19 protein-coding genes are annotated in these 23,616 nt (G+C 34.1%); 9 read left to right on the top strand and 10 right to left on the bottom strand.

Annotated features, from left to right (window positions below):
- Positions 1-7 precede the first annotated feature (7 nt).
- Together ACSVH7_RS12465 and ACSVH7_RS12460 are read left to right on the top strand one after the other, a co-directional pair.
- Entirely contained in the window at positions 8-322 is a 315-nt protein-coding gene (locus ACSVH7_RS12465; RefSeq protein WP_438067025.1) for a hypothetical protein, read from the top strand.
- Between the two features lie 507 nt (positions 323-829).
- Positions 830-1,369, top strand: coding sequence for a glutathione peroxidase (locus tag ACSVH7_RS12460; RefSeq protein ID WP_438067089.1), 540 nt, complete (start codon positions 830-832; stop codon positions 1,367-1,369).
- Positions 1,370-1,440: 71 nt separating this feature from the next.
- Here the strand turns inward: ACSVH7_RS12460 and ACSVH7_RS12455 are convergent, their stop codons facing one another.
- From ACSVH7_RS12455 to ACSVH7_RS12445, 3 genes are all read right to left on the bottom strand, one after another.
- Positions 1,441-2,298 carry a S66 peptidase family protein gene (locus ACSVH7_RS12455; RefSeq protein ID WP_438067024.1) on the bottom strand — a complete coding sequence of 286 codons (858 nt, stop codon included), beginning with the start codon at positions 2,296-2,298 and terminating at the stop codon, positions 1,441-1,443.
- A 152-nt stretch (positions 2,299-2,450) separates the two neighbouring features.
- Entirely contained in the window at positions 2,451-3,365 is a 915-nt protein-coding gene (locus ACSVH7_RS12450) for a S66 peptidase family protein (RefSeq protein WP_438067023.1), read from the bottom strand.
- Between the two features lie 210 nt (positions 3,366-3,575).
- Complete coding sequence (locus ACSVH7_RS12445) at positions 3,576-5,990, bottom strand: TonB-dependent receptor domain-containing protein (RefSeq protein WP_438067022.1); 2,415 nt, start codon at positions 5,988-5,990, stop codon at positions 3,576-3,578.
- 342 nt (positions 5,991-6,332) lie between these two features.
- Here ACSVH7_RS12445 and argS point away from each other — a divergent pair, with 342 nt between their 5' ends.
- The 4 genes from argS to ACSVH7_RS12425 are packed head-to-tail and all read left to right on the top strand — an operon-like array spanning position 6,333 to position 12,775.
- Entirely contained in the window at positions 6,333-8,111 is a 1,779-nt protein-coding gene (gene argS, locus ACSVH7_RS12440; RefSeq protein WP_438067021.1) for an arginine--tRNA ligase, read from the top strand.
- Positions 8,112-8,140: 29 nt separating this feature from the next.
- Complete coding sequence (locus ACSVH7_RS12435) at positions 8,141-9,676, top strand: hypothetical protein (RefSeq protein WP_438067020.1); 1,536 nt, start codon at positions 8,141-8,143, stop codon at positions 9,674-9,676.
- On the top strand, positions 9,666-11,069 hold the full coding sequence (locus ACSVH7_RS12430; protein ID WP_438067019.1) for a LysM peptidoglycan-binding domain-containing protein: 1,404 nt from the start codon (positions 9,666-9,668) through the stop codon (positions 11,067-11,069). Before ACSVH7_RS12435 ends, ACSVH7_RS12430 begins: the two co-directional genes overlap by 11 nt.
- An 8-nt stretch (positions 11,070-11,077) precedes the next feature.
- Entirely contained in the window at positions 11,078-12,775 is a 1,698-nt protein-coding gene (locus ACSVH7_RS12425; RefSeq protein WP_438067018.1) for an MBOAT family O-acyltransferase, read from the top strand.
- A gap of 619 nt (positions 12,776-13,394) precedes the next feature.
- Here the strand turns inward: ACSVH7_RS12425 and ACSVH7_RS12420 are convergent.
- From ACSVH7_RS12420 to ACSVH7_RS12390, 7 genes are all read right to left on the bottom strand, one after another.
- Entirely contained in the window at positions 13,395-13,877 is a 483-nt protein-coding gene (locus ACSVH7_RS12420; RefSeq protein WP_438067017.1) for a YceI family protein, read from the bottom strand.
- Between the two features lie 68 nt (positions 13,878-13,945).
- Positions 13,946-14,401, bottom strand: a complete 456-nt coding sequence (locus ACSVH7_RS12415) for a hypothetical protein (RefSeq protein ID WP_438067016.1) — start codon at positions 14,399-14,401, stop codon at positions 13,946-13,948.
- 51 nt (positions 14,402-14,452) lie between these two features.
- A complete protein-coding gene (locus tag ACSVH7_RS12410; protein ID WP_438067015.1) occupies positions 14,453-15,322 on the bottom strand; it encodes a DUF5777 family beta-barrel protein in 870 nt (289 codons plus the stop codon).
- A gap of 5 nt (positions 15,323-15,327) precedes the next feature.
- The gene (locus tag ACSVH7_RS12405) at positions 15,328-15,723 is read right to left on the bottom strand and encodes an OB-fold protein (RefSeq protein ID WP_438067014.1); all 396 of its coding nucleotides are present in this window, start codon (positions 15,721-15,723) and stop codon (positions 15,328-15,330) included.
- A 294-nt stretch (positions 15,724-16,017) separates the two neighbouring features.
- Positions 16,018-18,558 (bottom strand): TonB-dependent receptor, encoded by a 2,541-nt coding sequence (locus ACSVH7_RS12400; protein ID WP_438067013.1) that lies wholly within the window; start codon positions 18,556-18,558, stop codon positions 16,018-16,020.
- A gap of 6 nt (positions 18,559-18,564) precedes the next feature.
- Positions 18,565-19,458: a FecR family protein gene (locus ACSVH7_RS12395; protein WP_438067012.1), complete on the bottom strand. Its 894-nt coding sequence runs from the start codon at positions 19,456-19,458 to the stop codon at positions 18,565-18,567.
- A gap of 45 nt (positions 19,459-19,503) precedes the next feature.
- On the bottom strand, positions 19,504-20,022 hold the full coding sequence (locus ACSVH7_RS12390; RefSeq protein ID WP_438067011.1) for an RNA polymerase sigma factor: 519 nt from the start codon (positions 20,020-20,022) through the stop codon (positions 19,504-19,506).
- A gap of 275 nt (positions 20,023-20,297) precedes the next feature.
- Between ACSVH7_RS12390 and ACSVH7_RS12385 the strand changes: the two genes are divergently transcribed.
- The 3 genes from ACSVH7_RS12385 to ffh all read left to right on the top strand — a co-directional run bounded on the left by ACSVH7_RS12385 (position 20,298) and on the right by ffh (position 23,585).
- On the top strand, positions 20,298-21,335 hold the full coding sequence (locus tag ACSVH7_RS12385; RefSeq protein WP_438067010.1) for a hypothetical protein: 1,038 nt from the start codon (positions 20,298-20,300) through the stop codon (positions 21,333-21,335).
- Positions 21,336-21,368: 33 nt separating this feature from the next.
- On the top strand, positions 21,369-22,091 hold the full coding sequence (locus tag ACSVH7_RS12380; protein WP_438067009.1) for a hypothetical protein: 723 nt from the start codon (positions 21,369-21,371) through the stop codon (positions 22,089-22,091).
- A gap of 141 nt (positions 22,092-22,232) precedes the next feature.
- Entirely contained in the window at positions 22,233-23,585 is a 1,353-nt protein-coding gene (gene ffh, locus ACSVH7_RS12375) for a signal recognition particle protein (RefSeq protein ID WP_438067008.1), read from the top strand.
- The last annotated feature ends 31 nt before the right edge of the window (positions 23,586-23,616 follow it).

The following is a 23,616-nucleotide window of genomic DNA, read 5'->3' as shown; positions in this document are numbered from 1 at the left end:
TTGGAGAATGAAAAATATTTATTGGAAAGGGTATACTTCTCTAGAACGACATTTCGCATTAGAAGCAATTCAGAGTGTCGTTTCTAGATTTGGTTGTATTATCAATGCTGTGATGTTTTCAGATGTTGCGGTTACTCTAGTAATTGAAATTGAAGCAAACCGAATCGATCAATTGTATCAAGAATTACAACAATTGATGGCAATGGATGCGTTTCAAAAAATGGATACGATTGCAACCAAGGAAAAGGTAATTTATTGTACTATTACGTTTAGTAAAGCTACAGGGAATCTCAAAAATGAAGTGTCTAATGTACCGGGCTAGTAGTTTTGGAATTTATTTTTTTCGTTCAAATACTCCTTTTGACATCTTTTATAATAGGTTTTTAAAAAGCTACTGTTATAAGTGTTTAAATTAAAAAAGTAATATTTGTAGGGAACATCACTAAAAGGTATTCAAATTAAAAAAATGAAAACAGCACATTTACAAAATTTTTCAAGGCTTCTTTTGGGAAGCTTCATGATTTATGCGGGAGTAAGTCATCTTACATTCAATAGCACTGCTTTTTTAGCGCAAGTCCCTAAATGGCTTAGTACAGATCAGAACGTTATGGAATTTGTGGTTTTGATTTCAGGAATCGTCGAAATAGTTTTGGGAATTGCCCTTTTATTTTGGATACAACAAAAAAGAGCGGTAGGCGTAGTATTAGGACTATTTTTTATTTTGATTTTCCCTGGCAATCTTTCACAGTATTATCACCACATCGATTCCTTTGGGTTAAATACAGATAATCAACGACTGATTCGCTTGTTTTTTCAACCTTTGTTACTAATTTGGGCACTTTGGTGTACTGGGGCTTTTACTTTTTTTAGAAACAAAAGCACCTCTTTTTCCGTTAAGCATTTCTATGATTTTGAAGCCAAAACGATTCAGGGGAAGTCAATGGTGATGGATAACTATAAAGGTAAAACAGTCCTAATAGTAAACACCGCTAGTCAATGTGGCTTGACACCACAGTACGAAGGATTGGAAAGATTGTATCAAAAGTATTCTGATAAAGGACTGGTGATTTTAGGATTTCCTTGCAATCAATTCGGGCAACAAGAAAAAGGCTCTGAGAGAGAAATCGAAACTTTTTGCTCGGTTAATTATGGGGTAAGTTTTCCAATGTTCGCCAAAGTTGACGTAAACGGAAGCAACGCTCACCCTTTATTTGTCTTTTTGAAAAATAGCTTAGGTGGTATTTTAGGAAATCGAATCAAATGGAATTTTACCAAATTTGTTATTGACAAAGAAGGACGGCCAATCAAACGTTTTGCTCCCATAACCAAACCAGAGGAAATAGAAAAGTTTATAAAAGAAATTATTTAATAAGCTATATACAAGCCAAAAGAATGCCCTAGATCTAAAATTAAATCTTGGGCATTTTTACTATTCGGATGTTAATTGAATTGCAATTCGGATTGCTCTTTACCTACTTTTAGTGTTGCTTTTTTACCAAATAGCAAAGCTCTATTATCCTTTATATGTCCGGCTGGGAAGTCAAAATATATAGGGAAATGGTACTTCTTTACTGCTTCAAAAATAATCTGTTTGTAGGTATATCCAAAATCCTCTTTGGATTCCTTCATAGAAAAATCGCCAATTATAAGTCCCTTTATTCCGTCAAAGGCACCACTACGCAATAGACTTCTAATCATACTGTCTATTTTGTATGCGGGTTCATCAACTTCTTCTAAAAACAAAATTTTACCTTTAGTTTCTAATTGTGAACGACTACCTGTCATGGCATCAATCAAAGATAAATTACCCCCAACCAATTCGCCTTCAGCTTCCCCAAGTATACTTTCTAAAGCAGTTGGAGTTTGTATTGAATAAGGTAATCCAAACAAAGCTTTCTGCAATGTGTTTCTGGCTTCGGGAGTGGCTTTTGTGATGGCGCCAAGCATGGTGGCATGAATGGAGGGAATACGAAGCCTATTGAATTCATTGTGTAAAACAGTAATGTCAGAGTACCCAATAAACCATTTTGGTTTTTTTTTGAACTTAGTATAATCTAAAGCATCGATGATTCTATTTAAACCATAACCCCCTCTGCCACACATTATGGCTTTAATTTTCGGATTGTCAAAAGCCGTTTGTAAATCCTGAGTTCTCTGTTGGTCAGTACCTGCAAATGTATAATGTTTGGCGTAAACATGTGGCGCTAATAGTACATGGAATCCCCAATCTTTCATCAATTGGATGCCATCATTTAAAACAGTAGTATCAGATAAATTACTGGAAGGTGAAAGGACCATTATAGTATCCCCTTTTTTTAGGTTTGGTGGGGATTTAGTGGTTAATCTGTTTTTTTGACTAGAACAATTTATAAAAAGGGATGTGAACAGTAATACGCTGCAAAGTTTAAAAAAAGCATTCAAACGTATTGCTAGTACTTTTTGTATCATGGCTAAAAGTTAATTTGAGTGGTTTCTAAATTTGAAATCAGCCTTATTTTTTTTCCAAAGATTAAGGCAGCATTATTATTGATGTGCCCGGCAGGGAAATCAAAAATTACAGGATAAGAATACGCTTTCGCAGCATTTAGTATAATTTCTCTGTGCGAACCTCCAAATTGTAAGTTGCTTTCTACCTCGTATTCAAAATCACCAACGATAATTCCTTTTAAATGCTCCAATGCGCCACTTCTTTTTAAGCTATAAATCATTCTGTCCACACGATAGAGGTGCTCTCCAACTTCTTCGATGAACATGATTTTATCTTTCCAATCAATTTGGGAAGCGCTACTTAGCATTGAATCGATTATTGATAAATTACCTCCAACTAGAATTCCTTCTGTAGATCCAGTTTTATTAAGCGAGTTTGAAGGAATGTTGATTTGATATGGCTTGTGAAAAAGAGCATTATAAAGCGTCTCCTTGGCTAAAGTTGTTGCCGATGCAATTCCTCCGGGCATTGTGGCATGCAACGATTGAAAACCAATTTTATGCAATTGGCAATGTAAAGTGGTAATGTCTGAAAAACCGATAATCCATTTGGGATGTTGAATAAATTTTGAAAAATCGAGTTGATCAATAATTCTAACGGTACCATAGCCACCTCTCGCACACCAAATGGCATGAATGTTTGGATCGTCTAATGCATTTTGTAAATCTTCAAGGCGTTCTTCATCAGTACCTGCAAAATGATTGAATTTCTTATCATAATGCTGACCAAGTACAACATGCAACCCCCAACTTTCTGCTAATTGTATCCCTGATTGGATTACAGATGCTTCTTTCAAAAATCCAGCAGGAGAAACAATCATAATGGTGTTTCCTTTTTTTAAAAAGGGTGGGGATTGAAATTTAGAAATTTTGTTCATGGAAAATAAGGAATACTTTTTTATTCGTTTAAAAAGTAAAAATAGCAGAATTTTAATTTGGCTGCCCTTTTTTTATTTCAAATTTCAAGAAATGGTTGAACTAGAAAGAAAAAATATCAATACTAACACCGAAAAAGGTTTTACAAAAAATCCCTCCAAAGTTGGCAGTCTTTAGAGGGATTCTTACTACAAGAAATAAAAAATAAAAAATTAAAACATACCTCCGCCTCCTTTATTCGTATTGTCGTCTCTTTGTTTGCGTTGTAAACTTTTGTTTTTTCCACCACCAAAACTGTAGGTTACACCCAAGTATACCGTTTGGCTTTCCCAAGTAAATTCTCCCGTTTGTGGGTAAGGATATTCAGCATCAAAGGCATAACGCATAGTGTTGAACATATCGTTGAAACGCACACTAATGTTCATTTTGTTGTCTAGCAAAGTATAGCGTGCACCACTGTCTATTTTGTACATTTCCTTGCTGTTGTTTTGCAATCCATCCACACTTCCTCTGTAGAATCCGAAAAGTAAAAAGCTCAAGCGCTTGTTGGCTTTGAAGTTAGAATTCAATCGGCCATTGAAAGCTGAAACAGTCACATTTCTTTCCAAAGGTTTGCTAGTGTTGGTAGTTGGATCGAATTGGAAAACCACACCTTGTTGTTTGATGCTCGAAAAATCAATAGCTGGTTGTATGTCCCACCATTTGGTGATTTTATAATTGGCAGACACTTCAAATCCAGAAGCCGTATTGTTGTCGAAGTTGGTGTAGGTCAAAATCTGTCTTTGTCCACTCGGGTCATTTTCGTCAGGGTACAAGATACGGCTGATTTGGTCGTTGATGCTTCTCACAAACACCCCAGCGGTAATACTTCCTTTTGTTAAAACTTTGGTATAGTTTACTTCAATCGAATTGGTAAATTGTGGACGTAATTCTGGATTTCCAAAAGAAGTTACCAATGGAGTTGCAAATTCACGAATAGGTTTCGTTTGATCTATACTAGGTCGGTCTACACGACGACTATAGCTAAATTGCAGCGTATTTTTCTCATTCAAATTATAAGTCAAATAAGCAGAAGGATAAACGGTAAGGTAATCGTCATCAAAGGTGGTTTTTCCTCTGTTTAAGTTGGCAGCAACTTTATAACTTTCAAAACGCGCTCCCACTTGGTAGCTGATTTTTTTGAATTTTTGACCAAAAGTGGCATAGGCAGAATAAATGTCAATATCGTAAGTATAATTCGATTGTTGATCGGCTGGAGCTACTAATGGATTTCCGGTACTGTAGTTGTTTTCGGTTCTTGTAATTCTGGCTTCAGCACCTGCTTCAAGTGTCGATTTTTCGTTAATTGGATTGACATAATCAATATTAAAAGTACTTAGTTTTTGAGCGTCTTGGATATTGTCTTTGAAAATAACAGTGCTGTTTGAATTGTTAGTCGTCGTTGTTTCGGTATCAAAACTCGCTCTTTGTGTTTCTTTGTAATCGTTAAAGTTGGCTTCTACATCAAGCGTGTGACCTTCTTTTTTGAAAATATGTTTGTACGCCAAGTTGTAAGTTCCGGTTTTATTGGGTCCTTCATAAGTGGATTTTTGCAGAATTCTGTCAGTCATTCCCCCGTTATTGTAGTCAATATTGGTGTTTACATTTCCAGTTCCATCCGCTTTGTTTTGGTTGGTGTAAAAAGACAAGGTGTTGTGGTCGTTGATCAAATAATCCATTCCTACTTTGTACAAGTACGAATCGTTTTCATTAGAAATATCCAATTTTTGATCAATATCCTGATCCAGTCGTCTAAGGTTTCCATCGTTGAAATAGGTGCCAAAATTACGTCCTCCATTACCAAAGAAATTTACTTTGCCTACTTTGTAATTCATATCCAAAGATTGGTTGTATTTCGCAGTTTCACCAAAGGTAATACCACCACTAAAGCTTCCGTTAAAGCCGTTATTAGCATTTTTGTGCAAGATGATGTTGATGATGCCCGACATTCCTTCAGGATTGTATTTGGCACTCGGATTGGTAATCAATTCTATTTTTTTGATAGAAGTCGATGGGATTTGTTTTAGCAATTGCGCTGGGTCAATATTGGTCGGTCTACCGTCAATTAAGACGCGCACATTTTCATTGCCACGCAGCGATAATTTTCCGTCTTGATCCACATTTACAGAAGGAATATTATTCATAATGTCAGAAGCCGAAGCACCTGCCGTGGTCAAATCTTTTCCGACAGTGATTACTTTTCGGTCGATTTTTTGTTCAATGGTTGAGCGTTCGCTTACAATGTTTACGCCTTTCAATTGTGTGGCTTCTTCTTCTAAACTAACTTTAAAAGTAGCTTCTTTTTTATTTTCGCTTAAAATGGCTGAACCGATGTATTTTCTAAATCCGATGTATTGAATTTCGATAGTATAGCTTTTTAACGCCAAATTCTTAATGGTGAATTCGCCATTGTCATCAGTGTTTGCGCCCGAGATAACTTTTCCGTTATCTTTGATTGAAACGATAGCATAAGATATCGGAGCGTTTGAAGTTTTTTCGGTGATTTTTCCGGTGATTTTCCCAGAATTTTGTGCCGTTCCTATTCCCACTACGCATAGTAGTAGAAAAGTGATTAGTTTGATTTTCATTATTGATTGATTTTGATTGATGTTGTATTTAGACTACTAACTTTGCGATATGTTACAAGAAAAATTAAGAAATGTTTACTTTGAGAGACGATTATTCCCTTTTTGTAGGCTTTTTGGGCTCGTTTTTGCTAAACAATATTTGTTTTTAATTGATTTTAAGTCAGGGATTTATTGCTAGAAAAGGGTGCTGTAACATCTTTTTTTGATTCTATTTCAAAGAATGCAGAAAACACTGTTATTTTTTTGAATAGTATTAGGAAAAATCGAACATATTCATAAAATAAGCGGTTTTCTAATTGCTAAATAAGCAGTATCTTTGCCCACTTTTAAAACACAGTTTACATGTCATTACAAAATATTCTTACCCCGTCTATTCATAAAGCCGTTCAAACCTTATTTGACGTTTCTCTTGATAAAGTTGAATTTCAAGCGACTCGAAAAGAATTCGAAGGCGATATTACCTTAGTTGTTTTTCCCTTATTGAAAGTGATCAAAAGTAATCCGGTAGAGTTAGGTAACAAAATAGGAACCTATTTGGTAGAAAACGTAGCGGAAGTGGCACGATTCAACGTGGTTTCTGGATTTTTGAATATTGTCATTGCCGATGCCTATTATTTGAATTTCTTTAACGGAATCAAAGACGACACCCGTTATGGTTTTGTAACGCCAAGTCCGGATGCCAAAGCGGTAATGGTAGAATATTCTTCTCCCAATACCAACAAACCTTTGCATTTAGGGCACGTTAGAAACAATCTTTTGGGGTATTCTGTTGCGGAAATCATCAAAGCTTCTGGAAAAAAAGTATACAAAACACAAATCATCAACGATAGAGGAATCCATATTTGTAAGTCGATGTTGGCTTGGCAAAAATTCGGAAACGGAGCTACTCCAGAAAGCTCAGGCTTGAAAGGAGATAAATTGGTGGGTAATTATTACGTAGCTTTTGATAAGGCCTATAAAGAAGAAATCAACCAATTAATAGCCGAAGGTAAAACCGAAGAAGAAGCGAAAAAACAAGCGCCAATTCTTTTGGAAGCCCAAGAAATGTTATTGAAATGGGAAGCTGGTGATGCTGCAGTAAAAGCGCTATGGAAAACAATGAACCAATGGGTGTATGATGGTTTTGCGACTACCTACAAGAATTTGGGTGTTGATTTTGATAGTTATTATTACGAAAGCAATACCTATTTGCTAGGAAAAGATGTCGTGCAAGTAGGATTAGATAAAGGTATTTTCGAAAGAGATCCTGATGGTTCCGTTTGGATTGACTTGACCGATGAAGGTTTGGACCGTAAGATTGTTTTGCGTTCCGACGGGACAGCGGTTTATATGACACAAGACATTGGAACCGCCATTCAGCGTGTAAAAGACATGCCTGATGTAGGAGGGATGGTGTACACAGTAGGTAACGAACAAGATTACCACTTCAAAGTATTGTTTTTGATATTGAAAAAACTAGGTTTTGACTGGGCTTCTAGCTTGTATCATCTTTCGTACGGAATGGTAGATTTACCTTCGGGAAAAATGAAAAGCCGTGAAGGAACGGTAGTTGATGCCGATGACTTGATGCAAGAAATGACGGATACAGCTCAAAAAATCGCAGAAGATTTAGGGAAATTAGACGAATATTCAGCCGAAGAAAAGACGGCTTTATATAGCACCATTGGGTTAGGAGCTTTGAAATATTACATTCTAAAAGTGGACCCTAAAAAACGCATCTTGTTTAATCCAGAAGAATCGGTAGATTTTGCTGGAAATACGGGGCCTTTCATTCAATATACTTATGCAAGAATCCAGTCGATTATTCGTAAAGCGGCTTTTGATTTTTCTGCGACAAGTGCTCTAACCGAATTAAACGAAAAAGAAAAAGAATTGATCAAACAATTAGAATTGTTCCCAGAAGTGATTCAAAATGCAGCTCAATATCATAGCCCTGCTTTGATTGCCAATTACACGTATGAGTTGGTTCGCGAGTACAATTCGTTCTACCAAGCGGTTTCTATCTTGGGAGAAGAAGACATACCTAAGAAAATTTTCAGAGTACAATTGTCTAAAAAAGTGGCTGATACCATCGCGGCTGCTTTCGGCTTGATGGGAATCAATGTACCTGAACGCATGTAATGTAAAATAGTGCAGTAAATAAGTAACAAGTGGTACCAGTTCCATCTTACTACTTCATACTGATAACCGATAACTCTCCTATACCTGTGAATACACCCAATTCGTATTTCTTTAGATCCTTTTTGGTGATTTTTTTAGCGGCTTGCTTTTTTTTGGGATTAAAAGAAGTTTTACCCAAAAGAATTTTTGCCGAGTCCAAAGGGCCTTCCAAAAATGTACTCATCGATAGTATGCTTATTGATGCTTTTGAGTCAGAATCGGATAGTGTTTTGGTAACGCCCAATGATACACTAGCAGATCAAAAGATTGTTTTTGAGGAATCGCTAGGCGTAACTTTTCCAGAAGAAACACTAGAAAATTATAAAGGATATCAATATTTGATTCCTTTTTACGAACAATTATATCAATTAGAAAACAACCCAAATGCCAAAGTTCGTATCGCCTACTATGGAGATTCAATGACAGATGGCGATATGATCGTACAAGATATACGTAGTGCTTTTCAAAATAATTTTGGAGGGAAAGGAGTTGGGTTTGTCTCGATCTCTTCTGAATCCGCGGCTTCTAGAAGTTCAATTTTGCATGAGTTCTCGACCAATTGGAAAAAGCAATCGTATCTCACGGTAAAAAATCCAATCCGTCCTTTTGGAGTAAATGGCCAGGTATTTTTCGCAAATCATCCTTCGGAGGATATTTGGGTTAAATATACTGCGGGACGATATAAAAACGCCAATGTTTTGGATAATCCAACCATATTTTATGGGAGTTCCGATAATTTATTTGGGGTAGTCAATTACACTATAGCTACAGATTCTGTTCACAAAACCTTGACCGCAGTCAACAGATTGAATACCATTATTTTAAAAAAAGGAAGCTTGAAGACCCTGAGATTGAGCTTCAAAAATGCACAATCCGTCCCCATTTACGGACTTAATTTTGATGATGGGAAAGGAGTGCATGTTGATAATTTCTCGCAACGAGGTAATTCTGGAATCCCAATTTCGAAATTCGACCCTGCGTTGATGCAAGCTTTCCAAAAGAAATTGAACTATAATTTAATTGTCTTGCATTATGGGACTAATGTGTTAAATTATGGGACCAAAGATTACAATTGGTACTCCCGAAGTATGACCAAAACTGTCAACCGTTTGCGAGAGGGTTTTCCAGGGGCATCTATTTTGATTGTTTCAACAGCGGATAAGGCAACCAAGTACAAAACGGAGATGAAAACTGATTCTGCTGTGGTACCTTTGACTTTCGCACAACGCAATTATGCCCTGAAAACGCAGTCGGCCTATGTGAACTTATATACGCTTATGGGAGGTGATGGTTCTATTGTGAAATGGGTTGAAAACGAACCTGTACTGGCTAATAAGGATTATACTCATTTTAACATCCGTGGTTCCAAAAAAGTAGCGGGTTTGTTGTACCAACATCTCATGAAAGGTTACCAAGACTATAAAAGGTTGAGGAATACGGCCAATGCGGTTAAACCTAAAATTCAAAAAGACACGCTGCTCGAAATCCCGATAGAAACTAAACTAGAAGAAGTAGATGAACACTAATATTTTGTCTTTGGCGATATTAAGTTTTGAAACGTTTTTTAAAAACACTATAATACTATTGCTTATGGTTTTTGGTGCTACCCAAGACATTGCTGGACAAGAATTCTATCCACAAAGAGTTCAAAACCAAGCGCAACTGACAACTTTTTTTACCAAATTAAAAGTACTTCAAAATACCCAAAAAGGAAAATTGAATATAGTTCACATTGGCGATTCTCATATTCAAGGCGATGTCATGACAGCGGTGACTAGAACACAACTGCAAAAACAATTTGGAAATGCCGGTCGAGGTTTGGTTTTTCCTTACACATTGGCGCATACTAATGGTTCGCCTGATGTCCGATTTTCCTCAAATGTAAAATGGTCTAATTATAAAAATATTTTGCCCGTAAACGGAAGTCCCGTGGGAATCAGTGGTTTTTCATTAAGCAGCACCTCCAAAAGTTTGCGTTTAAATGTAATGGTAAAAAACAAGGCGTATGCTTTTACTACCTTAAAATTAATTACACCTAACAATGAACCTCTTTTTGAAAGGGCAGGGGAGGTTGAGAAAAAGGTAACCGTAAAAACAGTGCCCAAAAAAGTAACACATACCATCAAAAAAGGGGAATCACTCTCTACCATTGCGGCACGTTATCATTGTAGCACAGCTCAATTAAAAAAAGAGAATAATTTAGCAAATACTAAAATAACCGCAGGGAAAACATTAAAAATTCCTAGCAATGAAACTCATGAAAAAACGGTAACCAGTACTCTTTATCATTCCGATTCTTTTGAACAAAAAGAAAATTATTATGCGTTTGCATCCGAAAAACCATTGGATCGTTTTGTGATTTTGCCCAACAAAGAAGCCTCTGTTTACACCCTAAACGGATTGGTTTTAGAAAACAACAACTCCGGAATCCTCTATCATAATATAGGAGTAAATGGAGCTAAATATTCGGATTATAATAAAAATCCTTTGTTTTTTGACCAATTGAAAGTCCTACAGCCAGATTTAATTATTGTATCATTAGGGACTAATGAATCTTATGGTAAAATCACCCCTTTGGAGTATTTAAAACAAGTACAAGAATTTTTATTGAAGGTAAGAACACAAAATCCGCAAGCCGATGTCTTAGTGGTCACACCGCCACCTTCTTATTTGCCTCATCATACACTCAATACTTTTGTAGATGAGTATGCCAAAAGTTTAGTAAGTTATGCCACATTAGGAAATTATGCCGTATGGGATTTGTTTCAAACTCTCGGTGGGATGCATGGCGTAAGTAAAATTTACGGAAAAGGATTGATGAGTCCAGATAGAGTGCACTATACCACTAACGGTTATCAACTACAAGGGAATATGCTCTACAATGTATTGCTAAACGCTTTTAACGAATTTAATAAATAACAACGATTTTGATTACTTTTTCAGATATAACAAATTGGTTAAATACTACTTTTGGCACTATAGATGCTATAAGGCTAGAAGAATGGATTACCTTTAATCCTAAAGAGCCAATTTTATTTAATACCGCTTTTTTCCTGGGATTATTTTTATTGTTTTATCCTATTTATATACTCACCACCAAAGCCAAAACTAGAGTGTACCGACATATTTATGTCTTTGCTTTCTCGTTATTCTTTTATTATAAATCCAGCGGAATCTATTTTTGTTTGTTGCTGTTTTCGGGATTAGTAGATTATACGTTGGCCAAATTTCTTTACGAAGAAACCAAAGAAAGCTATCGCAAATTCTTCTTGTTTATCAGTATTGTTTTCAATTTGTCTTTCCTAGGGTATTTCAAATATTCTAATTTTTTAATTGATTCTTATAATCAAATCTTCGAAGGCCAAATCCATTTTATCGATGTGATTTTACCTGTCGGAATTTCGTTTTATACCTTTCAGTCTATGAGTTATATCATCGATATTTATAGACGAGAATTAGAACCAACAAAGAACATGTTGGACTATATGTTTTTCGTATCCTTCTTTCCACAGTTGGTGGCGGGACCTATCGTGCGAGCATCGGAGTTTATCCCACAAATTTATGGTAAAATAAAATTGTCTCGTGAAGATTTTGACTCTGCCATTTTCTTAATCATAGGCGGTTTAATCAAAAAAACCGTCATCTCCGATTATATCTCCTTGAACTTTGTCGATCGTGTATTTGATGCCCCAAAAAGCTATACTGCCTTCGAAAACCTAATGGCCTCTTATGGCTACACCATTCAAATTTATTGCGACTTTTCAGGCTACTCGGATATGGCAATCGGGATTGCGCTGTTAATGGGATTTAAATTATCACTCAATTTTAGAACGCCTTATCAATCCGCTTCTATCACCGAGTTTTGGAGACGATGGCACATTTCATTATCTACTTGGTTGCGCGATTACTTATACATTTCAGTAGGTGGAAACCGTCGCGGGAGTTTCGGAGGGTTTTTATTTCCTTCATTATTCTTTGCAGGATTAATAGCTTGGGCAACTTGGTATTATCCAGTGAGTCCAATTCCTTTGGTGATTGCTATTGCTTCACTGTTGGTTTTCTGTTTGACTTTCTTATTAGCCAAAGACAAGAAAAGAACGATGTTTACTAATGTGAACTTAATGACTACAATGTTACTAGGTGGTTTTTGGCACGGTGCTAGTGTTAAATTTATTATTTGGGGGGCTTTACACGGCATTGCTTTGGCAGTTAATAAATTGTTTTCGGATTATTTTCCTTCTTCTAAAGATTCTAAATTCACGTTTTGGAAAGCCATTACCACAGTTATTTCGGTATTAGTTACGTTTCATTTTGTAGTTTTCTGTTGGATATTTTTTAGAGCCAAAGATTTCTCTGTGGCCTTAGATATGATTACTTCAATTGGGGAATTACAATTCAATTGGGAACAATGGGCGATAGTAATTTCAGGCTACGAAAACGTGTTTATAATGATTGCCATTGGGTACGCATTGCATTTTGTTCCAGCCCAAATCACTCAAGGACTAAAAACGATTTTCGACAAGCTACCGATGCTTTTCAAAGCCCTAATTCTTGCGCTTACCTTCTGGTTGGTTACTGCAATGGCTTCAAGCGAATTGGTACCTTTTATTTATTTCCAGTTTTAGAATACAATAATTTTTAGGAGCGGAGGCAATAGGCTTTTTTTGTAGGCAGGTTTCCCGCTGTCCACTATATCTCCTGCCTTGTTTAGTCACAAGTCAGGAGGATGCCGTTCCCATCAGGGCTAAAAAGTAAACATAAAGCTTTTTTGGATTCATACCAAATAGTTGAAAATCAAGTTTGATTATGTAAAGTTCCCTTAGATAATACGCTCCAAATTTTAAACAAATACAAAAAAATCAGCACGAAAAAAATAGCCGAAAACTGTTAAAGTAGGATGTAAAAATGATGCACCATTACAAAACGCATTTGACATTTATAAAATCAGGATTTTAATCGTCGCAAATATAAAAACGCTTGTATAGGATATTCACAATCCTGTTACAAGCGTTTTTTTTATTCAAAAGCAGTTGGGTGAATTATTTTTACCACATATAAAAAATAGGATTAATAGTTTAAAAGAATGAAATAGTGCTATTTGTAATTATTCTTTGCCTATTATTAATCCATGATTCTATGTAGTTACATTAATTATTTTATTTGAATTTCATGCAGCACAAAGATTAAAGCTAATCAAAATATGCTTGGTTTTACTTACTCTAAATTGCTTGGTGTCTTTTTAAATTATTGATCTTCCAATGAAAAATTTAAATTGATATTGATACTTTTAGCAATTTTACCTTTTACTAGATTTGGAATTTCTATTTTATAATCCTGAGGTTTTACATCAAAACTAGAAGTTGCGATGATTTTTCCGGAGACTAAACTTAAGTTTAATTTTGTTTTAATTTTTGTTGTAACACCATGAATAGTCAGGTCTCCTTCTAAATCGTAAGCGCTTTTTGTACTGGTTAATTTTTTATAATCAAGATTTAAAACTTTCCCTTTAAAAGTTGCTTTTGGATAAACAGACGATTCCATATAATTTTCATTAAAATGTTCTTCCATTAATGGGGATTTAAATTGAAATCCTTTTATCAAAACCAATGCAACAAAATCACTTGTAGATTTGTCCAAAATACAAGAGGCAGTATTATTCTTTGCAGCAATTTCTTCAAAGCTTGGCATTGAGGCTTCAAAAGTAACTAAACCTGTTCTGGTAATCATTTTTTGTGAGAAAACAGTATTTCCCAGCATCAAAATTAGTAGTATAAGTGTTGACTTTTTCATGTTTTTTATTGTAAATATCCTTGGGTTTTCCATAGAAGAATTAAATCAATATTTGCTTGAGACATTTTACCGCTTGGTGGCATTACTTTACAATTTTGTGCTTGTATAGTACATAATAATTTACCAGTTTTGGATGCATTACTTACTTGTGTATACGTTCCTAAAGCAGGTGATTGTCCTCCAGAACTATGGCAAGAAGTACAGTTTGTAGCAATAATAGGTTGTATGTTTTTGGTGTAAGTTACGTTTGTTGGTGTCGGTGTCGGCGTCGGAGTTGGTGTTGGAGTTGGAGTTGGAGTCGGCGTTGGAGTTGGTGTTGGAGTTGGTGTTGGAGTTGGAGTCGGCGTTGGTGTCGGACTTGGAGTTCCTACTGGTTGTTCAATTTCTGCGTAAGTATTTGGTTCGCAGGATAACATTAGTATACTGCTTACGACTACTAAAAACATTGCTACTTTTTTCATAATCACTTTATTTATAGGTTATTGTTGGTTTTGTTATTGTTTATTTTATATTTAAAAAACGCGATACATATTAAATCCAAAGTAAATTCCTTTCCCAATCCAGGCTCCACTGGCATTCGAAAAAAAAGAAACGTCGTTCATCGCTTGACTGTTCGAAAAAACCAATTGAAAAACGTGTCCACCAGTTTCTATGTCTAAACCAGCACTTATTGGATTATGGTATTTTGTATCCAAAAAGCCATCCAAAACACTTAATCGAGAGCCATATTCAACATTTAAACTCAATCTTTTGGTTAGTTTGTATCTGGCTCCATAACTTAAAAGGATCAGATCAGCATATTCATTCTGGTTATCATAAAGATTTTTATGAATGTATATTGGAGCTATTTGAAACGATAAGGATTCGGTAAATTTTCTTGAAATTAATAATTGAGAGGAAAATGCCACCCGATTATTAAACTGTAATTGAGGATAATTGGCTTTATCAAGTTCACTATTGATATCAATGGTATTATATCCTACAATTGTAACAGGAAATCCATCAACCATTTGATTGGCAAGTTTATATTTTAAGCCCAATTCATATATTTTTTTGTCAGTATGTCTTGATGCTCCTATGGACAGCCAATTGGTAATACCATAGATACCTCCAATTTTGGTATTGGCTTCATCCAATCCAAAAAAGTTTTGAAGTCCCTCTGTCAAATCACCAAAGCGATGTGAAACTAAAAAGTAAAACTCTCCTTTTACAGGTAATTTTGTCGATTGCATATTGCATATTTGCAATGCTTTGAAAGCGGCTGTTGCTACTTCTTTCTTGTCTGATTTTACATCTAGTTGGTCTAGTAAATCATCTTGTGCATTTGCTTTTTGAAAAAATACAAATAGAAGAACGGCGAGCAAAATGGGTTTAATATTCATGAAGTTTAGTTATTAACAATGAAACATTGATCTAGTTTTAGCTCAAGCATTAAGTCATCATACCCGATGACTCTCCCTTTTATTATCACTTTTTGTTTTTCTTTAATGCTAATATCTGGGTTTTTTAAATTGCAAATAATTGAATGGTCAATGATAATCTGACGACCATTAATTGCTGTTATCGTTCCTGAAATTGCAATTGGTTTTTCAAGGTATTTTGTGTTGGAAACATCAATGTTTTTCGTAAATTCTTCAATTATACTTGTTGAATTAACCACATACGCAGTCTCCTCGGAGGCTAAGTCTCTTGCTCCGCCATACATGATATAGCTATAACTTGTTACTCCCAAAAGGACAATGGCGAGTAATGATAGGAGTACTATTTTTTTAGTGTTTGTCATTTGGCTCTTTTTGTTGGATTGTTTTTTGTTTTAAAAATTAAAAGATACAGATGGTGTCTTTTTGGGTTGTATTCAGAGTAACGTTACTAATTTGAGTACATACATAAAACCATCATCTAGTGATTTACCCTACCTAATGATGTGTTTTTTTTGAGAGTAATGAAATATAACTTCAGTGTAAAATAAATTAATAGCTTAAAAATTAAGTCTAAAAAATTGTTTTACAAGTAGTTATAATTAGTTGTAAAGAGGAAAATAATTTTTAATTTTTAAAGCTTAAAAAGAGAAAAAGCTTTAAAAAGAAACTCTTAAACTGAGATTGAAAGTGCGATCCAACGAATATGTTTTTACATCTTCAATGGTATTTGTAGTAGAATTTATTTTATAAAATTCGTTAATTTCATTTTTTCGATTGGTAACATTTATCACAGAAAAGCCAAAATCATATTCCGTTTTATTAAAAGTTTGCCATTTGTAAGTTGTCGAAAAGTTGATTTGAAAAAAGTCATTCAAATTTTTATTATTAGGAAAATTGTAAGTAATTTTTGGGTTTGATGGATTGCTATTGTCTATGTCATTTGACAAAGGGGTAGTTTCGGGTTTTCCGGAATGCCACTTTGACCCTAAGGCCATTTTTATTTTTTTTATTTCATAAGTTCCTGCCCACGAGACAAAATGAGTAACCTCAAAATTGTTTGGAAATTCATTAGGAGTACTATCCAAAAAGAGGTAATTATTGTTGTTGTAAGCATAACTTATCCAGGTTGTAAAATGATTTATTTTCTTTTGAATCAGTATTTCACTACCCCAAACTGTATAGTCTCCATTAATTTTTACCAGTTCTAACTGATTTTGAAAACCTTGACTTGAACTGTTAATTCCCGTTACTGTTTTATAAAAATTATCAAGACTCAACAACCAATTGTTTTTGTTGAAAGACATGCCAATAGAGGCTTGTTTGCTTTTTTGAATCGGAATACTGTTATTGTTGGACAATATCCAACGCCTTTTTTCAATTCCAAAATAGTCTTTTTGAAGATCAATTATTTGTAAAGAGTTTTGGCTTTTGAATTCGCCCAATACCTCTAAATTTAAGCCTGGCATCATTTCGTAATTGAACTGTAGTCTGGGTTCAACGAGTGTTTTTTTAAATTGTTCTATATAATTTATACGTATTCCGGTATTTAAATTTATTTTTTTTGTCGGGTTATTGTATTTTCCTTCGACTATTAAAGCATGAGTTCGTAACACTTGTTTAATTTTTCTATAAAATAGGGGATTGTTCACTGCATCCAAATTTGTTGCTCCCATCTCATCAAATTGATAGCCTTCATTGATGCTAAGTTTAGAATTAATTTGATGGTTATTTTCGATTTTAAAACCATTATCCAGCATTAAGTTTTCTTGCTTGACTGTTTGAAAACTTTCAATTTTACTAGTTTCTGCATCAAGTTCATAGGAGGAGATGAATGCGTTCATTTTAGTACTGCTTTTTGGATTCCAGTTTCTGGTCCAAGAAAAATTTGCTCCGTGATTTTTTTGAATTAAAATATTATTCTCAGATTGTGCTGCATTGTTAATAGTGGACTTTTGAAACACATTAAGTTGATCATTTATAGTAATGAGGTCTAAAACGAGTTGGTCTTTTTTTCCAATTTTCTGTAAATATTTGAGCGAAATATCATAAAATTTAAATTTTTCTTCGCTTTTGAAATCTATATTTTGATTGGTAGTATAGTTAGTGATTGTTGTATTCTGAAACGCCTTATTGTAATAGGAATCATAAGTTGGAGTATGCACTAAATCCGTAATTGAGCGTCGAGAAGCAATTTCCAAAAAGCCTTTTTTATTTACGTTAAATTTAAAATAAATATCCGCGTTTATCATATTTATTCCAGCACTAAAACTTGATTTTTTCAGCTGTTTTGAATCCGATGAAATATCGACTACACTCGAAACGCTTTCTCCATAAAAAGGAGAACTTCCGTTTTTTGAAATAGAAATTGTATGGGGTAAATAGGGGTTGAAAGCTGATATTAAACCAAAAAAATGTCCGGTTTGATACATTTTTATGCCATTCCATAAAAATAAATTTTGATCATTTGTCCCACCTCTTACATTTATACTCGCAAGACTTTCTTCTGTGCTGTAAATACCAGGAATTTGTAACATGGTTTGTAATACATCGGGTTCAATTAGGCCTGGCATGATCCCTAGTTTTTTTGGTTTTATTTCGAATGTGCCATCAATTGTTTTAGAAATACCAGAGGCCAAATAATGATTTGCGATTACACTGTCTAAATTTAAAGTTTCAATCTCTAGGTATATTTTAAGACAATTTGTATGAGTTAGTTTCTGAAGTGAAACTATCTGGGTAGCATATCCAATATGACTTATGGTAATTGAGTTTGAAGTTTCTCCTTTTATTTCAAAGTACCCAGTGTCACTAGTTATAGTATGGGTTCCATTTGAAGACAGAATGTTTACCCCGGCAATAGGTGAATTGTCAGTTTTATTAAATAGGTACCCGCATACAAATTCTGTTTCTTTTTGACTCGAAATAGTATAAAATGTTTCGTCTAATTTGTGAAATTGAAGGGTTGTTTTTTTTTGAAGATAACTAATCTTCATATCCAAAGACAACGATTTTTTTGGAGGGACTATTTTTGAAGTAATAATGTCATTTTCTAAATAATTGAATGACACATGATGTTGCTTTTCAATTGACTCGAGGATGTTTTTTAAGGCAACGGCTTTGTTTTTGTCTTGAGCATGTGTGGCTGTGACAAAAACAAGGCAGAAAAATAAAATGTAAAAATAGAGTCTAAAAAGCATTTATTTTCATTCAAGTATTATCTTGTTTGCTGTAATTTTATTTGATTTCAAATCATATGTTGTAGTAATGATTTTAATGGCTACAGTAAGGTTGTCGGTTGGCAATTTACCGGTAAATAATTCGTTAGAGAACTTGTTTTTTAGAATAATGGTTACATTATATTGCCGTTGAATTTCATCTAATATATTGCGTAAATTTTCACGATTAAAGGAAACTTGATTTTCAAGCCATTCTGGTTTTGACGCCTTTAAAGTAGTATTGATTTGCTTACCATTTTCAAAAGTCACACTTTTTCCAGGGGTTATTATGGTTTCAAAATTCTTGTAGTTTATTTGTACCCTTCCTTCGTAGCAGGTGATGTCAAAACGATTTTTTCTGGCTTTTACATTAAATTGTGTACCAAGAACAGTTACTTTTCCCAAATTGGTCACCACTTCAAATTTTTTCCCTTTTGCCACTTTAAAGTAGGCTTCTCCTTGTAAATCCAGTTTTCTATTATGACTCCAATTCCATTTTTTATACTCAATTTCGGAACCAGCATTTAAGACTACTTCGGAGTTGTCCGGTAAGGAGAAAGTTGTTCTTTTTGCGTTAAGTGCTTTTTGTGATTCCGTTGCAAAATTTTGAAAAGCGAATGTAATGCTTAGTGCAATCAATAGTATTGAAGCTACTCTAAACATCCAATTTTTGTATAATGGAATAACTTTTGGTTGTGTTTTTTTCTGGCTAAGAATTTCCTTTAAGATAGCGTCTTCATCAAAATCAGTTACTTTTAAATCAGCCGAATATTTTTTAATTTTTTCATATTTTTCAAAATTCGGATCAGCTTTAAAATCAATTAATTCAGACTCTGTCAGGTCGTTATTCAACCATTTAGATAAAAGGTAGTTTTTTTTCATGAAATTTGTGATTATAATTATAAAACAAGTAAAGTTTGATTGACCCTACTTTAAATCAATTGTTTTTTTTAAGGTTACTAAAGCTAAATGAATTCTTTTTTCAACAGCTTTAACACTTATATTTAATTCTAGAGCAATTTCGCTGTATTTTTTACCATCAATACGATGCATTAAAAAAGCAACACGCTGTGTTTCATTTAAATCTTCAATGGCTTTTAATAGTTTGTTTTTAAATTGTTTTTCTTCTAGAATATATTCGGGATTTTCGTTTGTTTTATCAAGTCCTGTATTTTGCTTTTCATATTCTAAGACTACTTTTTTGTGTTTAATTTCATTAAGTGAACTATTATTGGCAATAGTATATAGATATGATTTTGCTTTTTCAATAGGTACAGAGGCACAATTTTGCCAAAGTTTAATGAATGCTTCTTGAGTCAAATCCTCAGCTTGTTCCATATTTCCAAACTTGTAGTATAGAAAATTTCGAAGTGATTTTGCATGATTTTTAAAAAAAGACGAAAAAATAATTTCATCACAAGTATTTGAATTGTAATCTTTTAGCATTTGTGTCTTTCGATTTTTACTTTTTTAATACGATTGTTGTAAATTTTGGTAGGGTAAAAGTAAACTAAATTGTTTTATCATAGATTGGCTGTTTAAAATTAGCTAAATACTAAAACACCACCAATTCTTTAACGTGAAATTTAGGCTTATATGATAGAAGCCAGTTCACTTTTATGTTATTAAAAAATGTATTTAGTACAAGAAGTAAGTAAAGTATGTCAAGAGGGCACTAAAATAAATAAGTTTAAATTTTTACATTTGATTAAAAAGATATTATGCTAAGTTTCAAAAATTATTTGCATTTTTTGACTATTATGAGTTTGTTCCTTTTTTTCTCTTGCCAAAGTGAAATAGATGAACAGCAATACAGTACACAAGAAACAATTACAAAGTCTTCTCCGCTTACTACCTATCTGCAAAGAGTTGCAATGGTAAAAACAGTAGAAGACAATATTATTGATCAATCTAGTTATTGTACTGTTAAATTCTCATACAATGTAACTGTAAATGACGTGGTTATTGCAATAAATTCTACTTCAGATTATCAAAAAGTACGAGATAACATTAATGCTCAATCAAATGATAATGATATCGTCAAAATTGGTTTTCCTGTAACATTGATTTATTATAATTATGTAGAAAAAGTTATTGGTAACCAATCTGATTTTGATGCTCTACTGGCTACTTGGAATGCAGAACCTGATCTTTTGTCTAAGATAAATTGTCTAACTATTAATTATCCAATTACAATTAATATTTATAATAGTTTAAATCAAATTGCAAGTTCTGTTCAAATAACAAGTGATAGATTATTTTTTGATTTTATAAAGAATTTGAATGGTGGGCAATTTATAGCCTTGAGGTATCCTATTTCGATAGTAGGAGCTAACAATTCAGTTACTACAATTTCAAATAATTCTCAGTTTGAAAATGCTATTAAGTATGCCATTGACAATTGCCCTGAAAACAGTAATGCATCACTTGATTTTACACAAGTAATCACCAGTAATTCTTGGAAAATTTCCTATTTCTATCATGAAACCGAAAAAACTTCGAATTATGCTGGTTATACGTTTACTTTTAATACAAATTATACTGTTACCGCTGTGAAATCTGGAGTTTCCTATAATGGGACTTGGAAAACAAAGATTGACAATGGAGTTCGTGAATTTGAAATGAAATTTGAATCAGATGTCTTGGAAAAATTAGATGAAGATTGGAAAGTGTTTGAATTCAATAATTCCCAATTGCGTTTTAGAAAAAATGATGGCAATACAGATAACGATTATCTGTATTTCGAAAAGAATAATTAACAATGAATTACTAACTATTAAAAATACTATACAATGAAAAAACATTTAATTCTAGCAATCGCTGCTCTTGTCGCAATTTCTTGCTCAAACGATTCGTCAAATACAACAAGTGGGAATGTTAGTTTAAAAGCTACGGCACTTTCTACAACAGGAAAGACTTCTTTAACTGGGCGTACGGCTGCATCAACAGTGGTTATCACAGATTTTCAGGTAAATATTGGAAATATTAAGTTAGAGACAGATGCAGAAGATGCAATGCATGACAAAGACCCTTTGCATGAAGATGTAAAGTTTGTAGGTCCTTTTTTACTGGATTTACTAGATCCAAACAAACCTTTGAGCCAATTTATTACTTCTGTAGATGTTCCAAATGCTAAGTATGAAGAAATAAAATTCATGTTTACCAAAAGCCTTGTTGCAGGAGATATGTATGGTAAAACATTTGTAATCAAAGGAACAGTGAATGGCAAACCACTCTTGATATGGAGCGATCAAGATGCAGAACTTGAAATGGATTTTATCGACCCGACAAAAGATTTTTCTGTTGATGGAAGCGGTGTTGCGCTTAATATAAAAATACAACTGGATGCTTTGATGGCTAAACTAGTGACATTAGCTAATCAAGGTTTGTTATTGGATACTGATGGGGATGGAGTAATTGAAATTAGTACAAGTATTGAAGACAGTCATTCTGCTATTGGACATGAAATAAAAGATTTACTCGAAAATGAAACGCATTTAGATGACAAAGACTAACTAAAAAAAGCATTCTACGGTATAAACCAGTCATTTTGGCTGGTTTTTTTATTGAATAAAATCTAAATTTTACAAGTTTGTATCTTTGAGACTTTGCAACTTTACCTTATATTTGCGCCTTAATTTAAGAGAGATACTACCATGTTCGATAATTTAAGCGATAAGTTAGATAAAGCGTTCCATATTCTAAAAGGTCATGGAAAAATCACCGAAGTCAATGTAGCCGATACGCTAAAAGAAGTGCGTCGTGCGTTGTTAGATGCCGATGTTAATTTTAAAATAGCCAAAGATTTTACAGCCAAAGTTAAAGAAAAAGCAATCGGTCAAGACGTATTGACAACACTGCAACCAGGACAACTATTGGTAAAACTAGTAAAAGATGAATTGACAGAATTAATGGGAGGTGATGTTGCTGGAATTAATTTGTCTGGTAATCCATCCGTAATTTTGATGTCAGGTTTACAAGGTTCTGGTAAAACTACCTTCTCAGGTAAATTAGCCAACTATCTTCAAACCAAAAAAAATAAAAAAGTACTGTTAGTTGCTTGTGATATTTATCGTCCAGCAGCGATTCAACAATTATATGTGGTTGGAGACTCTATAGCCGTTGAGGTATATTCTGAACCAGAAAACAAAAATCCTGTTGAAATTGCTCAAAATGCTATCAAACACGCCAAAGCCAACGGATTCAATGTTGTGATTGTCGATACCGCAGGTCGTTTGGCTGTGGATGAAGAAATGATGAACGAAATCGAACGCGTTCACAAAGCCATTCAACCACAAGAAACCCTGTTTGTAGTCGATTCTATGACAGGTCAAGACGCAGTAAATACCGCTAAAGCTTTCAACGATCGTTTGAATTTTGATGGCGTAATCTTGACAAAATTAGATGGTGATACTCGTGGTGGAGCTGCCTTATCTATCAAGACTGTTGTAAACAAACCGATTAAGTTTGTAGGAACAGGAGAAAAAATGGATGCCATTGATGTATTCTACCCTGTTCGTATGGCTGAACGTATCTTGGGAATGGGAGACGTAGTTTCTTTGGTAGAGCGTGCACAAGAGCAATTCAACGAAGAAGAAGCTAGAAAATTACAAAAGAAAATTGCTAAAAATGAATTTGGTTTCGACGATTTCTTGACTCAAATTCAACAAGTAAAGAAAATGGGTAACATGAAGGATTTGGTTGGAATGATACCAGGTGCTTCTAAAGCCATGAAAGATATCGAAATTGAAGACGATGCGTTCAAACATATTGAAGCCATTATCCATTCTATGACACCTGGAGAAAGAAGTAAACCCGCACTAATCGACGCCAAACGCAAAGTTAGAATCGCAAAAGGTTCTGGAACCAAAGTAGAACAAGTCAATCAATTGATGAAGCAATTTGACCAAATGAGCAAAATGATGAAAATGATGCAAGGTCCAGGCGGAAAGAATTTAATGAAAATGATGGGCGGAATGAAAGGAATGCCAGGAGGTATGCCAAGATAAAAAAACAAAGGTTTAAAAGTCATATCACATG

Source organism: Flavobacterium sp. TSSA_36, assembly GCF_051547165.1.
GTDB lineage: Bacteria > Bacteroidota > Bacteroidia > Flavobacteriales > Flavobacteriaceae > Flavobacterium.
The sequence above is the reverse complement of the archived record's forward strand: the minus strand, read 5'-3'. Positions and strand labels throughout refer to the sequence as shown.